The sequence below is a fragment of the Mesorhizobium sp. Arg314 genome (assembly GCF_053714275.1).
The window spans coordinates 76,348-89,541 of the sequence record NZ_JBSKBP010000004.1 but is presented as its reverse complement, the minus strand read 5'-3'; the positions used below and the strand labels follow the sequence as shown (position 1 = coordinate 89,541).

Sequence of the window (13,194 nt, the reverse complement as noted above, 5' to 3'; positions counted from 1 at the left end):
GGCACGCTCACACCGAATAAGCCAGCGCCAGGATTCTGGGCGAGGTGGTGAAGCGCACAGTCAGGCGCCGGCCGGATGATGTGACTGCTTCGCCGGGTGCGAAATCAACGGCGATGTCCTCGAAGCCCAGCACGCGGCCGTCGAGCGGAAACGATGCCTTGTAGACCGCCTCTTTGGCGGCAAACAGGACGCGGCTGCCTGTGGCTGGCTCAAGATCGCCCTGGCGGTCTTGAGGCGTGGCCACGATCGCCTCAAGCTCCCGAGGCAATGGCAGGGCGGCCTCGATGTCGACGCCCACGCTTTTCACCGCGTCGGATCGCGCGACGACGGCCACGGCCAGGTCGTCGTCATGCGCGATCGAGCCGACGATGCCCGCCGGCCAGATCGGGTTTCCCAGTTGGCCGCGCGGCACGGCGGGATCCGCACACCCCAGTCGCCGAAGCAATTCGTGCGCGACCCGGCGACCCGCCCCGCTGGCGGCGCGCGCCCTGGGGTCGCGTGCCGCGATGGAGGCGTTTTCCGCCGGCAGGAGATATTGCTCGTCTCCGGTACGAATAAGACGGCAGCCGGTGATCAGGCCAGGCGGCATGAAGCCCGTCAATGCGCGCTCGACGGCCCTCTCGATGTCCGGTCGTGCCCCTTTCGGTTGGGTGTTCAACGCCCTATCCGCCCAGTTCTCGCACGGCGATCATCTCGTCGTCCTCGTCCAGCCCCCGCTCGATGAAACCGAAGCCTGCGTAAAGCCGGCGCGCCGCCTCGTTCTCCGGTTCATAGCAAATCGAAACGCTGCGGATGTGGTTGAGCCGCGCAATCTCCTCCAGCGCCTTGGCGACGGCGGCACGGCCAAGGCCCTTGCCCTGCTCGCGCCGGTCGATCATGAAGCGATAGATGATCGCTTCGTCATCATCCTCCGGCGCGCTGTACATCAAAAATCCGACGACGCGCCCGGCGGCGGTCACCGCCCGGGCGATCGCCTCGTCATCCTGCCGGACCTCGGCCAGCGATTCGGCGTTGGAGGCAACGAATCCCTTCTGCTCCGGCAACAGTTCGAGCGCCAATATCGCCGCCCGGTTGCCCTTGCCGACAGGCTCCAAGGCAACCGGCCGGTCGCTCGTGCCGGCGGGGCGCGTCACGGGGCGTGCCCGATTTCCATCGCGCGGGCGTCAATCGGCGTCACCACGCCATAGAGCTTCGCCGGATTGCCGCGCCAGACCGTGTTCGGCTCGAGCACTTCGCCCTTCATGACGAAGCAGTCGACGTCGGCCACGGACCCCTCGCCCATCACCACCGCGTAGTGAACGAAGGCGGAAGGTGCCAGCGTGCAGCCGTTGCCGATGCGGATATAGTCGGACTTGAACGCGCCTTCCTCCAGCGAGTGCGGCTGGATCACGCAGCCCTCGTTGAGCGTCACGTCGTCGCCGATCTCCACCAGCGACCGCTCGGTTATGATGCAGCCGCCATCATAGAGCCGCAGCCCGACCTTCACACCCAGCATGCGCAGGATGAGCGGCCGGAACGGGGTGCCGGTGAACAGGCCCATGATCGGTGAATCGGACAGCTTCCAGTGACGTTCGTGCCGCCAGAAAACCGGGTCGTAGATCGTCGCCATCCTGGGTTTCAGCCGGCGGAAACCGAGGCTGGCGCGCTCGAGGAAGATGTAGAACGGAATACCGATCGCCGTGGTCAGCGCCACCGCCACGAACAGCGCCGTCTGCGTCCATTCGGTATAGTAGTTGAGCGCGCGGTCCCAGATGGCGAGCGACAGGAAGAGGATCAGCCACTGCGCGGCCACGAACATCAGCGCGGTGACGAGATTGTGCAGGTTCTTCAGCGGCAGCCGACGGCTCCGCTCCTTGTCGGAGATCAATCCGAGAAGCTCCCTGTCGCGATTGACCATGCGCGGAATTTCGAAGGGTGGCGAGCCCAGAAGCCCGACATTCTCGCGCATGGGACCGTCCACCGGCACGTGGACCTTGGTCCCGAGCAGGCAATTGTCGCCGACGCGGGAATCCGGTGAATAGATGATGTTGTTGCCGAAGAAGTTGCGTTCGCCGACCCGCGTATGCTCGATGCGGAAGGAGTTGGCCGACTTCTGCATGTTGACCATGAACAGGCCGTCGGACACCATCGTATGCGAGCCGATCTCGCTCAGCTGCGGGTTTTCGTGCCGCTGGTTGGTGCCGAAATTCGACCCGGTCTGATCCACCTTGTTGAGCCGCCACCCGATGGCGCGCAGGTAGTAGATGATGGCCGAGCTGTCGCCGAACAGCACGTTCAGCAGCCGCACATTGCTGACCAGCTCCAGCATTGTTTGCAGCCAGTAGTGGAACCCATAGAGCGAATAGTTTCGGCCGGGCTTCAGCACGAGGTTGAACAGACGCGGCACGATCGCCGCCAGCAGCACCCCGCCGACGATGAAGCCGGCCACCGTGACCGTTGTGCCGATCGCCACGACGCCGATGGTCTCATCGTAGTCGTCGCCGACATTTTCCCAGTAGCTGTGAAACAGAAGCGGGAACGGTGTGACGATGGCAAAGAGGATGAAGAGCTGGATCATCTCATAGATGACCCGCCGCGCCCGCGACAGCGGGACGTTGGGAACGGTGCAGTAATTCGCCTCGGTCGGGATCGCCGGCGATCCGTGCCACCGCTCGCCGGCCGGTACGGCCTGCCCGCGATACAGCGACGAGGCATGGCCGAGCTGGGTGTCGTCGCCCATGCGGGTATCGATGTCCAGGGTCGATCCGACGCCGACGAAGGCGTTGTTGCCGATGTTTACAGGCCCGGTATGGATGTAGCCAGCTTGCGCGCGGAAACCGAGGATCGTTGAATCCTTGCGCAGGATCGAGTTGTCGCCGATGGCGATCAGGTCGGTGCAGACCGGAACCGCTCTGCACTCGATGACCGTGCGGTTGCCGAGCCGCGCGCCGAGCAGGCGCAGATAGAGGCTATAGAGCGGACTGCCGCGAAACAGCACGACCGGGGCGCTGCGAACCAGCGTCTTCACGATCCAGAAGCGATAGTAGCGCCAGCCCCAGATCGGGAAGGTTTCGGCCTTCCAGCGGCCGACCAGCAGCCATTTGGCGGCGATGGCGAAGCCGCTTAACCCGAAGAACACGCCGGCGGACAGAAGCACGCAGCGCAGATAGAGCGAGGTCGGGTCGTCCAGGGCGTCATAGACCCAGGTGAGGCCGTCATTGATCGACCACAACGCCATGAAGCTGTAGACCGCGTAGAACAGCAGCTGGCCGAATCCTGTTGCCCAAATGGCAAAATTGGAGGCCCGATGCGTCAGCATCGGCTCGCTCGCGGCAACCGCGGCCATCTGCGGCGCCCGCAGGCAATCGGCGAGCTTCGCCACCGTCGGGTGCAGGTAGATGTCGCGCATCGAAGTCGTCGACCAGGCCTTGCGCGAGCGGATGCGCGCGCAGAACCGCGCCATCAACAGCGAGTTCGCGCCGAGATCGTCGAAGAAGTGATCCTCGATGGAGATATCCTCGAACTTCAGCACGTCCTGCAGCGTGTCGACGAGAAACTTCTCGTCCTCGTTGCGCGGGTCGATCATCGCATGGCCGGCGGCGACGCGGGCGCTCGTCGGCTTTGGCAATTTCCGCAGGTCGACCTTGTCGGAAACGGTCATCGGGATCGCGGGCAACTGCTCCAGATAGGCTGGAACCATGTAGTCGGGCAGCCGCCGCTTGAGCTCCTGCACGAGAGCGGTGCGGTCCACACCGTCACCGCCGCTTTTGGGGGCATAATAGGCGACCAGCTCCGTGCGCTCGGGCTCGATCTCCCATGTCGTCACCGCCGCCTGCGCGATGTCCGGCTGATCCAGAAGCACGGCTTCGATCTCGCCAAGCTCGATTCGGTAGCCGCGGATCTTCACCTGCGTATCGATGCGGCCGTGATATTCGATATCACCGTTGTCGTTTATGCGGCCAAGGTCGCCGGTCCGATAGATGCGGCCGCTGGGATTGTTCGGCAGGCCGATGAAATCCTTGATGAACCGCTGTTCGGTGAGTTCCGGCCGATTGAGATAGCCGACCGCCACGCCCATGCCGCCGATGCAGACCTCGCCCAACTGGTCGCCGGTCAGCACTTCCGGCTTTTCGGGATCGAGAATGGCTATCGAATAGGTGGGCAACGGCTTGCCGATGGTCACCGGCTCGTCGGGGATCAGCAAGGCCATCGTGGCAGTGACCGTCGCCTCGGTCGGCCCATAGGTGTTGAGAATCTTGCGGCCCGGCTTTGCCCAGCGGGTGACGAGCTTCTGCGAGCAGGCTTCGCCGCCGACCAGGATCGCACGCAGGCTTGGCGCGTCGCTTTCGATCGATGACAGCAGCGTCGGGCTGCAGGCCATGCAGGTGATGTTGTGCTCGCGCAGGAAGCTCGCCAGCTCCTCGCCAACGAGCGGCTGCTGGCCCGGCGCCGGCACGACGGTGGCGCCGGCGGTGAATGGCACCCAGATCTCCTCCGAGGAAAAGTCGAAGGCGATGGTCATGCCCTGGTATACCCGGTCGCCGGGTTGATAGCCGTAGGACGCCGCGGCGACACGGATGAAGTTGCAGAAGCTCTGGTGCGTGATGACCACGCCCTTCGGCTTGCCGGTGGTGCCGGAGGTGTAGAGGATATAGCAGGTTTGATCCTGGCTGCCGTCCGGCAAGGGCGCTGTTTCCGGCTGGAGCGCGATTTCGGACTCCGCCGAATCGATAGAGATATGCGGAACGGGCAGGCGCGCCACACGCGCCGCATAGCCGGAGACGCTGATCACCATCGTGACGTTGGCGTCCTCGATGATCATCACCATGCGATCTTCCGGAAACGCCGTGGCCAGGGGGACAAATGCCGCTCCGGCCTTCATCACGGCAAGCACGGCGATGTAGGTCTCGGCCGAGCGGTCGAGCAAAAGGCCGATCCGGTCGCCAGGCTTCACGCCGCGCTCGATCAAAAGATGGGCGAACTGGTTGGCGCGGCTGTTCAGCTCGCGATACGACCAGGCACAGCCGCCGGAAATGACCGCGGGCGCAGCGTCGAAGCGACTCGCCAGGTCGCCGAAGAACCGGTCGAGCCGCTCATTCGGCTCGCCCTTGTGGATGAAATCGGGACCGACAAGAACCTGGTCTCGCGCCGGTGAGCTCTCTGCTACATTGGCCGTGCGAGAGCTTTGCCTGATGGGCTTGCTTAGTTCATTGAGAGGCATTGGGGAATCCCGCCGAGCGCGTGTTCGCTCGCACTATGCCGCGAGTGGCGAAAAGACAATAAGCTGATGATATTGGGCCAGTTGATCTGTCTTTGCGGCCGAATTGAGATGCGGTGCGCTTTGACGCTATCACTCAAAAAATTGCGCAGCGATTTTCCGGCAGAACGACATACATCAAAACAATGACCTAAAACACGTTTGGACGAATCCGCTTCCGGCGCTTGAGCGGACTTTGCCGGGCCTGCCGCGAACGACGCACTGGCGACCGCCCCGTCATCCGATCGCCGCCAGCACGCTACTTCAGAGCTGCGGAGGTTTCATGACGATAGCGCTCCCTCTCAACCCGTGGAAGCGCCGGCCTTGCCGTTCGCGCCGTCGAGCAGCGCGATCAATCCCTTGAGGATCTCGATCGGCGCCGGCGGGCAGCCTGGAATGTGCAGGTCGACCGGCACCGCGTCCGACACGCCGCCGACGACAGCGTAGCTGCCGGCGAAGCAGCCGCCGTCCTTGGCGCAGTCGCCGAGCGCGACCACCCATTTCGGGTTGGGCGTCGCGTCCCAGGTCCGCTTCAGCGCCTCGCGCATGTTCTTCGTGACCGGCCCGGTGACTAAAAGCACATCGGCATGGCGCGGCGAGGCGACGAAGCGGAAGCCGAAGCGCTCGATGTCGTAGAAGGCGTTGTTGAGCGCGTGCATTTCGAGCTCGCAGCCATTGCAGGAACCGGCGTCGACCGCGCGGATCGACAGGCTCCGGCCCAGCCGCTTGCGGGCGGTCCCATCGAGCGCGCGCGCCAGCTCGTCGACCGCCGCGTCGCTGACTTGCGGCGAACGCTCGGTCAAGGGAGGACGGATCAGGCTTTCGAAGAGCAGCTTGCGCATGATGGCATATCTATTGTTTGACCATGATCTTTTCCGAAAAACCGGCCTCCACTTTTAGGGATCATGGTCTAGAGGTCATGACCGGAATAGGCGCAGTTGAACGATTTGTTGCAGATCGGGAAGTCGGCGATGATGTTGCCCTCGATCGCCGCTTCCAGGAGCGGCCACTGGAACCATGAGGGGTCGCGCAGGTGGCAGCGCTCGATCGAGCCGTCCTCGCCGATACGCAGCCAGACCAGTATGTCGCCGCGGAAACCCTCGACCAGCGCCATCCCCTCGCGCGGCCCGTCCGCGGCATTGCCGTCTGCGGCGACCTCGACGCTGATCGGGCCAGCGGGCAGGCGCGCCAATATCTGCTCGACCAGCGACAGGCCCTGCTCGACTTCGCGGACGCGGATCCAGACGCGCGCGTTGACGTCGCCCTCCTGCAGCACCGGCACATCGAAGGCGAGCTGGTCGTAAGGCGCGTAGCCTGGGGTGCGGCGCGCATCGAAATCGCGGCCCGAGGCCCGCCCGACATAGCCGCCGGCGGCATATTGCCGGGCAAGCTCGACCTTGAGCCGGCCGGTCGCCACCGTGCGGTCCTGCAGTGAGGCTGTGTTGTCGTAGAGTTCCACCAGGTGCGGGAAGCGCTGCCTGATCTCCGCGACCAGCGATCGGATGGCGCCGGTGCCCGCCTCGTTCAGATCGCTTGCCGCGCCGCCCGGCAGGATGCGGTCGCGCATCAGGCGATGGCCGAACGCCGCGTCGGCGGCGCGCAGCACGCGCTCGCGCAACACGCCGCAATGGGCGTGCATGATCGCGAAGGCGGCGTCGTTGCAGATGGCGCCGATGTCGCCAAGATGATTGGCGAGGCGCTCCAGTTCGGCCATCAATGCCCGCAGCCATGTTGCGCGCGGCGGCGGCGTGATGCCGAGCGCCGCCTCCACCGCCCGGGCAAAGGCCAGTGAATAGGCGACCGTGCTGTCGCCGCAGGTCCGGCCCGCCAGCCTGGCCGCGCGATCGAGCGACGCGCCGGCCATCAGGCCTTCAATGCCCTTGTGCACATAGCCCAGCCGCTCTTCCAGCCGCACCACCGTTTCGCCGCCGGCCGTGAAGCGGAAATGCCCCGGCTCGATGATGCCGGCATGCACCGGTCCGACCGCGACCTGGTGGAGGCTTTCGCCCTCCGCCGCCAGGAACCGGTAGGAGGCGGCGGCCGCCGGTCCGCCGGGCTGCCCCGCCAGCGGATGGCTGATGTCCCATTGGCCATGGTCGAGCCAGCAGCGGGTATCGGGCAGGCCTTGCGGCGCCAGCCCGAAGAGGTCCGCCGCGGCGCGTTCCAGCCGCAAGGCCGGCGCATGATATTGGCCGACCGAGGGATAGCGGCCGCCACGGCAGTCCAGGCTGATCACCCCGACGTTCAGCGCTTCGTCGAGAAGCGCCATGTGCACCTTGTCCGGCTCGCCCCACAGGCCGAGCAGGCTCCAGCGGCCGTCGGCGAGCTGCTCGACGGCAAGGTTCCAGACCTTCGGGGCGACCACGGCGCGCCGCCATGGCGCGTGATGGTCTACCATGCGAGCGGCGTCGATGAGGTCGGCGAGTGCGGGCATGCTTTTCCTGATCATGCGCCTCACCCCAGTATGCCGGCGACATGCTGGAACCATGCGACCAGCGGCGCCGGCAGATAGATGCCGGCGGCAAACACCAAGGCGAGGTGCGAATACATCGGCACGTAGGACGCCTCGACCGGCGCCATGCCGCCGCGCGGCTCGCCGAAGGCGACGCCGGTCAGCCGCAACAACAGCGCCCCGAAGGCGATAAGCAGCCCGAACACCAGCGGGATCGCCAGCCACGGATGCCTGGCGAAGGTCGAGCTGACGACCAGGAATTCGCTCATGAAGATGCCGAGCGGCGGCAGGCCGGCGATTGCCACGACACCGATGACGAGCGCCCAGCCAAGCCCCGGATGGCTTTCGGTCAGCCCCCTGATCTCGGAAATCTTCTGCGTGCCCTTGACCTGCGCGATATGGCCGACGGCGAAGAAGATCGCCGACTTGGTCAGGCTGTGCATGACCATGTGCAGCAGGCCGGCGAAGTTGGCGAGCGGGCCGCCCATGCCGAAGGCAAAGACGATGATGCCCATATGTTCGATCGACGAATAGGCGAACAGGCGTTTGATGTCGCGGCGGCGGTAGAGCATGAAGGCCGCGAAGATGAGCGAGGTCAGTCCCATCGTGACCATCAGCGGCCCCGGGCCGATCGCCTGCGGGTTTGCCGCGAGCAAAAGCTTGAAGCGCAGCACGGCGTAGAGCGCGACGTTGAGCAGCAGGCCCGACAGCACCGCCGAGATCGGTGTCGGGCCCTCCGCATGCGCATCGGGCAGCCAGGCATGCAGGGGCGCGAGCCCGACCTTGGTTCCATAGCCGAGCAGCAGGAAGATGAAGGCGACGCTGAGCAGGGCCGGATCGAAATGCGCCGCCTTTTCGATCAGCACCGACCAGACCATGGCGTTGGTGCCTTCCCCGACGACCGGCTGCGCGGCCATGTAGACGAGGATGGTGCCGAACAGCGCGAGGGCGATGCCGACGCTGCCGAGGATGAAATACTTCCACGCCGCCTCCAGCGCCTCATGCGTGCGGTAGATGCCGACCATCAGCACGGTGGTCAGCGTGGCCAGCTCCACCGCGACCCACATAAGGCCGATATTGTTCGACACGAAGGCGAGGTTCATGCCGAACATCATGATCTGGTACATCGCGTGGTAGAACCGCAGGTTCGGCGCGGTCAGCCGCCCTGTTTCCAGCTCATGCGCGATATAGGACGCGCTGAACACGCTGGTGGTGAAGCCGACGAATGTGTTGAGCACGATGAAGACGATGTTGAGGTCGTCGACCAGGAGATATTGTCCTGGCGCAGGCCGTTCCGTGACGAACAGCGACAGCGCCGCGAGCAGAGTGAGCAGGCTGGCCGCGACGTTGACAAGCGCCGTCATGCGGTAGTTGGGCAATGCCGCCAGGACAGCCGCGGCGGCCGCTGGAACAAAAAGGATCGCCGCCACGGCATCGAAGGAAAACCCGGTCACCGGCGTTCTCCCCGGTAGTCGTCGAGCGCGCCGATATCGACCGAATCGAACCGTTCCCGGATGCGGAACAGGAAGACGCCGATGACGATGAAGGCGATCAGGATCGAGAAGGCGACGCTGATCTCGACGACAAGCGGCATGCCCTTGGCGCCGGTGGCGGCCAGCACCAGGCCGTTCTCCAGCGACATGAAGCCGACGACCTGGCTGACGGCGTTGCGCCTTGTGACCATCACGAGCAGCCCCAGCAATATGATCGACAGCGCGAAGGCCAGATCCTCGCGGGCGAGCGGGTCGGCCTCGGGCGTCACCCGAAGCATCAGAACCATGGAGAGCGTCACCAGCCCGATGCCCGCAAGCATGGTCGGGCCGATGCCGACGGCGGTCTCGATGTCGCGGTGGATACCGAGCCGCTGGATGATGCGATGCAGCCCGACGGGAATGACGATCGCCTTGAAGACCAGCGCTATTGCCGCGGTGATGTAGAGATGATGCGCGTCCTGGATATAGGCCTGCCAGGCCACCGAGAGCGCAAGCACGACCGCATGCAGCGCAAAGACGTTGATCAGCGCGAACAGCCGGTCCTGGTAGAGCATCATGAAGGAGATCAGCACCAGGCTGCCGGCGAGCAGATGGGCGATGTCGAAGGTGAGACCGTTCATCACAGGCTCCGCGAGACGAACAGCAAAAGCGTGCCGAGCAGCGCCAGCATCAACGCCGCGCCCAGGAAGTCCGGCACGCGGAAGACACGCATCTTGGCGACGGCCGTCTCGAACACGGCAAGCAGGATGGCAAGCACCGCCAGCTTGCCCAGATAGGCGGCGGCGCCGATAGCCAGCGATTTCGGCCCCGTGCCCGCGCTTTCCAGCCCCCAGGGCAGGAAAACGCAGGAGATCAGCGACATGTAGAGCAGGAGCTTGAGGAAGGTGGCGAGCTCGATCATCGCCAGATGACGGCCGGAATATTCCAGGATCATCGCCTCATGCACCATGGTGAGCTCCAGATGCGTGGCCGGATTGTCGACCGGTATTCGCGCATTCTCGGCGATCGCCACCATCACCAGGGCGATCAGCGACATGCCGAGCGACACCCGCAGCCCGACCTGCGGCGAGCCCATGAAGGCGGCGACCGTCGAAAGCTGCGTGGCGCCGGCGACGAGCGCCAGGCTGAAGACGATCAGCAGCATCGCGGGTTCGGCCAGCGATGCGATCATCACTTCGCGGCTGGCGCCGATGCCGCCGAAGCTGGTGCCGACATCCATCCCGGCCAGCGCCTGGAAGAAGCGTGCGCTGCCGAGCAGCGCCACGATGACGATGAGATCGGCTGCCCAGCTGAATTCGAGGCCGGTGGCGAATGTCGGAACGAGCGCCGCCGCGACCCAGGTGGCGGCGAAGATCAGGTAGGGCGTCACGCGGAACAGCCAGGACGCATTGTCCGCCAGCACGACCTCCTTGCGCATCAGCCTGACGAGATCGCGGTAGGGCTGGATCACCGAGGGCCCCTGCCGCCTGACGAGCCTTGCCTTCACTTTGCGCACGAAGCCGATCAAAAGCGGCGCCAGCAGAAGCACGACCAGCATCTGCGCGCCCTGCACGGCCAGATCGAAGATCACGGCCATAGCGCAAGCACCAGAAGCAGGATGACGAGATAGAGGAAGACCAGCGTCAGGTAGCGGCGGATCGTCAGGAACTGCAGATGGTTCAGCCGCTCGGTGGCGAAATCGATCGCGCCGGCGATCGGCTGGTAGAAGGTCTCCCAGGCCACATCGTGCATATCCACCTTGAGGCGCGCCGGATCGAGGGCGCCTGGTGCCGGCATTTCCACCGTCTCGCGGGCGCGGAACGCGAAGCCGCCGAAGACGCGGCGGATGGGCTGCGCGAAGCTGACGGCCGTGTATTGCGCGGCCGGCACCGCGTCCGCGAAGCCGCACCCCCATGCAATGCCCCGGCGCACGGCATGCGAGGCGAAGCGGTGAATGAAGAAGGCGGCAAACGACGCCGAGATGGTGATGAAGCCGAACACCAGGAGGCCGTTGTAGGAGCTGCGGCTCTCGGCGATCGGCACGATCGACAGCCAGGGCTCGGCCATCTGAACCGGCATGCGGTCGCCGACGAGCGAAAGCGTCACCGGCGACAGGCCGTCGATGACGAGGCCGGGCAGAATGCCGGCCAGCAGGCAGAAGGCGGCAAGCACGGCCATCGCCGCCAGCGACCAGCGGTCGACCTCGTGTGCCCGCTCCACCGCCGCCGACCGCGCGCGGCCAAGGAAGGTGATGCCGAATGCCTTGACGAAGCAGGCCGCGGCCAGCGCCGCCGACAGCGCCAGCATGCCGCCAACCGCGGGCACGATGACCTTCAGCCCCCATTGCGGCAGCTCGGGGCTGCGCAATATGGCCTGGAAGACCAGCCATTCGGAGGCGAAGCCGTTGAAGGGCGGCAGCGCCGAGATCGAGACGCAGCCGATGAGGAAGACGAAGCTGGTCACCGGCAGTCGATGGATGAGGCCGCCGAGCTTTTCCATGTCGCGTTCGCCGGTTGCCGAGAGCACGGCGCCGGCGCCGAAGAACAGCAGGCTCTTGAAGAAGGAATGGTTCAGCACGTGGAAGAGCGCCGCGGTGAAGGCCAGCGCCGCCGCCGACGGCATGCCGTTCGCCTTGAAGGCCAGCGCAAGGCCGAGGCTGGCAAAGATGACGCCGATATTCTCGATGGTCGAATAGGCAAGCAGCCGTTTGAGGTCCTTTTCCATCATCGCGTGGAGGATGCCCAGGACTGCCGTCACGCCGCCGATGAGAAGCACCGCTATGCCCGACCACCATGCCGGCTCGCCGAGCAGGTCGAACACCACGCGGATGAAGCCGTAGACGGCGACCTTCGTCATGATGCCGCTCATCAGCGCCGAAACGTGGCTGGGTGCGGCCGGGTGGGCAAGCGGCAGCCAGGCATGCAGCGGCACGAGGCCGGCCTTGGAGCCTGCGCCAAGCAGCATGAGGACCAGCACCGCGCCGGCGGCGAACCGGTCGGGATGCGCCGTCCGCATCGCGTCGAACGCATAGGTTCCCGCCGGCCCCGCCAGCAGGCCGAAGGCAAGCAGGAGCGCCATCGTGCCGAAGCTTGCCATCACCAGGTAGATGGTGCCGGCCAGCCGGTTGGCCTCGTCGCGATGATGCGCCATGACCAGCGCCCAGGAGGCGAGCGACATGAACTCCCAGGACAACAGGAAGCTGAAGGCGTCGTTGGCCAGCACGACGAGGTTCATGCCGGCGAGGAACGCCGGATAGAACGGCAGCACGCGATGCGGCGCGGATTCGTGCCGGCCATAGCCGAGGCCGTAAAGGCTGGTGATGGCGCCGCCCAGGTTGACGACGACGAGAAAGAACGCCGACAGGCCGTCGAGGCGGAACCGGGCGCCGGTCCAGGGCAGGCCGAGCGGCAAGGTGGCGGACGCCTCGCCGGAGTTGCCGGCGAGATGGCCGGCGGCGATCACGAGCAGGACGGCTGAAATGACAAACGCAGCGCCATAGACCAGACGCGTCGCGCCGCCGAGACGGCTGACGGCCGCGGCCAGGACGGCTGTTGCCAAAAGCGCGGCGGGGCCGCACAGCAGAGGGGCGACGGTCGAATTCACGGCAGGCTCCCGCCGGGTTCGGTATCGTCGCCATCGGTTTCGGACGCCTTGGCGATGGCGAAACCGGCCTTCAGCCGCACGCCGCGCCCGCCGCCCTGGCTGGCTGCGCCTTCGCCGATCAGTTCGATGCCGGCCGCCTCAAGCGCCGCGATCAGCTTCATCAGCGAATCGACATTGCCCCGGATGATCGAGCCGCTGGCTTCCATGCGCTGGATCGTCGGCACCGACAGGCCGGACAATTCGGCAAGCCGGCGTTGATCGATGCCGAGCAGCGATCTTGCTGCGCGCAATTGCGGTGCGGTTATCACCGACGACTCTCTGACTCAGTTCCAAGATGTGAGGTCTCGGTGCTGTAGCCTACATTAAAAGGTTCTATCGTCAAGTATTGATGTTTTAAACATTGATGTTGATGGTAATTCACTGGCGGACGT

At 65.2% G+C, this 13,194-nt stretch carries 10 protein-coding genes; all 10 read right to left on the bottom strand.

All coding sequences use genetic code 11. The features are described 5' to 3' along the window. Positions 1 to 7 precede the first annotated feature (7 nt). Positions 8 to 658, bottom strand: coding sequence for a 4'-phosphopantetheinyl transferase family protein (locus ACWGS9_RS06065; protein WP_454504371.1), 651 nt, complete (start codon positions 656 to 658; stop codon positions 8 to 10). 4 nt (positions 659 to 662) lie between these two features. Next, complete coding sequence (locus ACWGS9_RS06060; protein ID WP_454504370.1) at positions 663 to 1,133, bottom strand: GNAT family N-acetyltransferase; 471 nt, start codon at positions 1,131 to 1,133, stop codon at positions 663 to 665. Then, positions 1,130 to 5,200: a Pls/PosA family non-ribosomal peptide synthetase gene (locus tag ACWGS9_RS06055; RefSeq protein WP_454504369.1), complete on the bottom strand. Its 4,071-nt coding sequence runs from the start codon at positions 5,198 to 5,200 to the stop codon at positions 1,130 to 1,132. The genes ACWGS9_RS06060 and ACWGS9_RS06055 overlap by 4 nt, the downstream gene beginning before the upstream one ends. A 338-nt stretch (positions 5,201 to 5,538) precedes the next feature. After that, positions 5,539 to 6,078 carry an NADH-quinone oxidoreductase subunit B family protein gene (locus tag ACWGS9_RS06050; protein ID WP_454504368.1) on the bottom strand — a complete coding sequence of 180 codons (540 nt, stop codon included), beginning with the start codon at positions 6,076 to 6,078 and terminating at the stop codon, positions 5,539 to 5,541. A gap of 68 nt (positions 6,079 to 6,146) precedes the next feature. Beyond that, positions 6,147 to 7,670 (bottom strand): hydrogenase large subunit, encoded by a 1,524-nt coding sequence (locus ACWGS9_RS06045; protein ID WP_454504539.1) that lies wholly within the window; start codon positions 7,668 to 7,670, stop codon positions 6,147 to 6,149. 20 nt (positions 7,671 to 7,690) lie between these two features. Then, complete coding sequence (locus ACWGS9_RS06040) at positions 7,691 to 9,142, bottom strand: hydrogenase 4 subunit F (protein WP_454504367.1); 1,452 nt, start codon at positions 9,140 to 9,142, stop codon at positions 7,691 to 7,693. Beyond that, entirely contained in the window at positions 9,139 to 9,801 is a 663-nt protein-coding gene (locus ACWGS9_RS06035) for a hydrogenase-4 component E (protein ID WP_095819077.1), read from the bottom strand. The genes ACWGS9_RS06040 and ACWGS9_RS06035 overlap by 4 nt, the downstream gene beginning before the upstream one ends. After that, positions 9,801 to 10,757: a respiratory chain complex I subunit 1 family protein gene (locus ACWGS9_RS06030; protein ID WP_454504366.1), complete on the bottom strand. Its 957-nt coding sequence runs from the start codon at positions 10,755 to 10,757 to the stop codon at positions 9,801 to 9,803. Before ACWGS9_RS06030 ends, ACWGS9_RS06035 begins: the two co-directional genes overlap by 1 nt. Beyond that, the gene (gene hyfB / locus ACWGS9_RS06025) at positions 10,748 to 12,763 is read right to left on the bottom strand and encodes a hydrogenase 4 subunit B (RefSeq protein ID WP_454504365.1); all 2,016 of its coding nucleotides are present in this window, start codon (positions 12,761 to 12,763) and stop codon (positions 10,748 to 10,750) included. Before hyfB ends, ACWGS9_RS06030 begins: the two co-directional genes overlap by 10 nt. After that, complete coding sequence (locus tag ACWGS9_RS06020; RefSeq protein ID WP_454504364.1) at positions 12,760 to 13,071, bottom strand: helix-turn-helix domain-containing protein; 312 nt, start codon at positions 13,069 to 13,071, stop codon at positions 12,760 to 12,762. Before ACWGS9_RS06020 ends, hyfB begins: the two co-directional genes overlap by 4 nt. Between the last annotated feature and the right edge of the window lie 123 nt (positions 13,072 to 13,194).

Excerpts from the sequence above, each read along its gene's own strand:
- ACWGS9_RS06030 (WP_454504366.1), bottom strand. The coding sequence starts at position 10,757 with ATGGCCGTGATCTTCGATCTGGCCGTGCAGGGCGCGCAGATGCTGGTC.
- ACWGS9_RS06035 (WP_095819077.1), bottom strand. The coding sequence starts at position 9,801 with ATGAACGGTCTCACCTTCGACATCGCCCATCTGCTCGCCGGCAGCCTG.
- ACWGS9_RS06050 (WP_454504368.1), bottom strand. The coding sequence starts at position 6,078 with ATGCGCAAGCTGCTCTTCGAAAGCCTGATCCGTCCTCCCTTGACCGAG.
- ACWGS9_RS06055 (WP_454504369.1), bottom strand. The coding sequence starts at position 5,200 with ATGCCTCTCAATGAACTAAGCAAGCCCATCAGGCAAAGCTCTCGCACG.
- ACWGS9_RS06045 (WP_454504539.1), bottom strand. The coding sequence starts at position 7,670 with ATGCCCGCACTCGCCGACCTCATCGACGCCGCTCGCATGGTAGACCAT.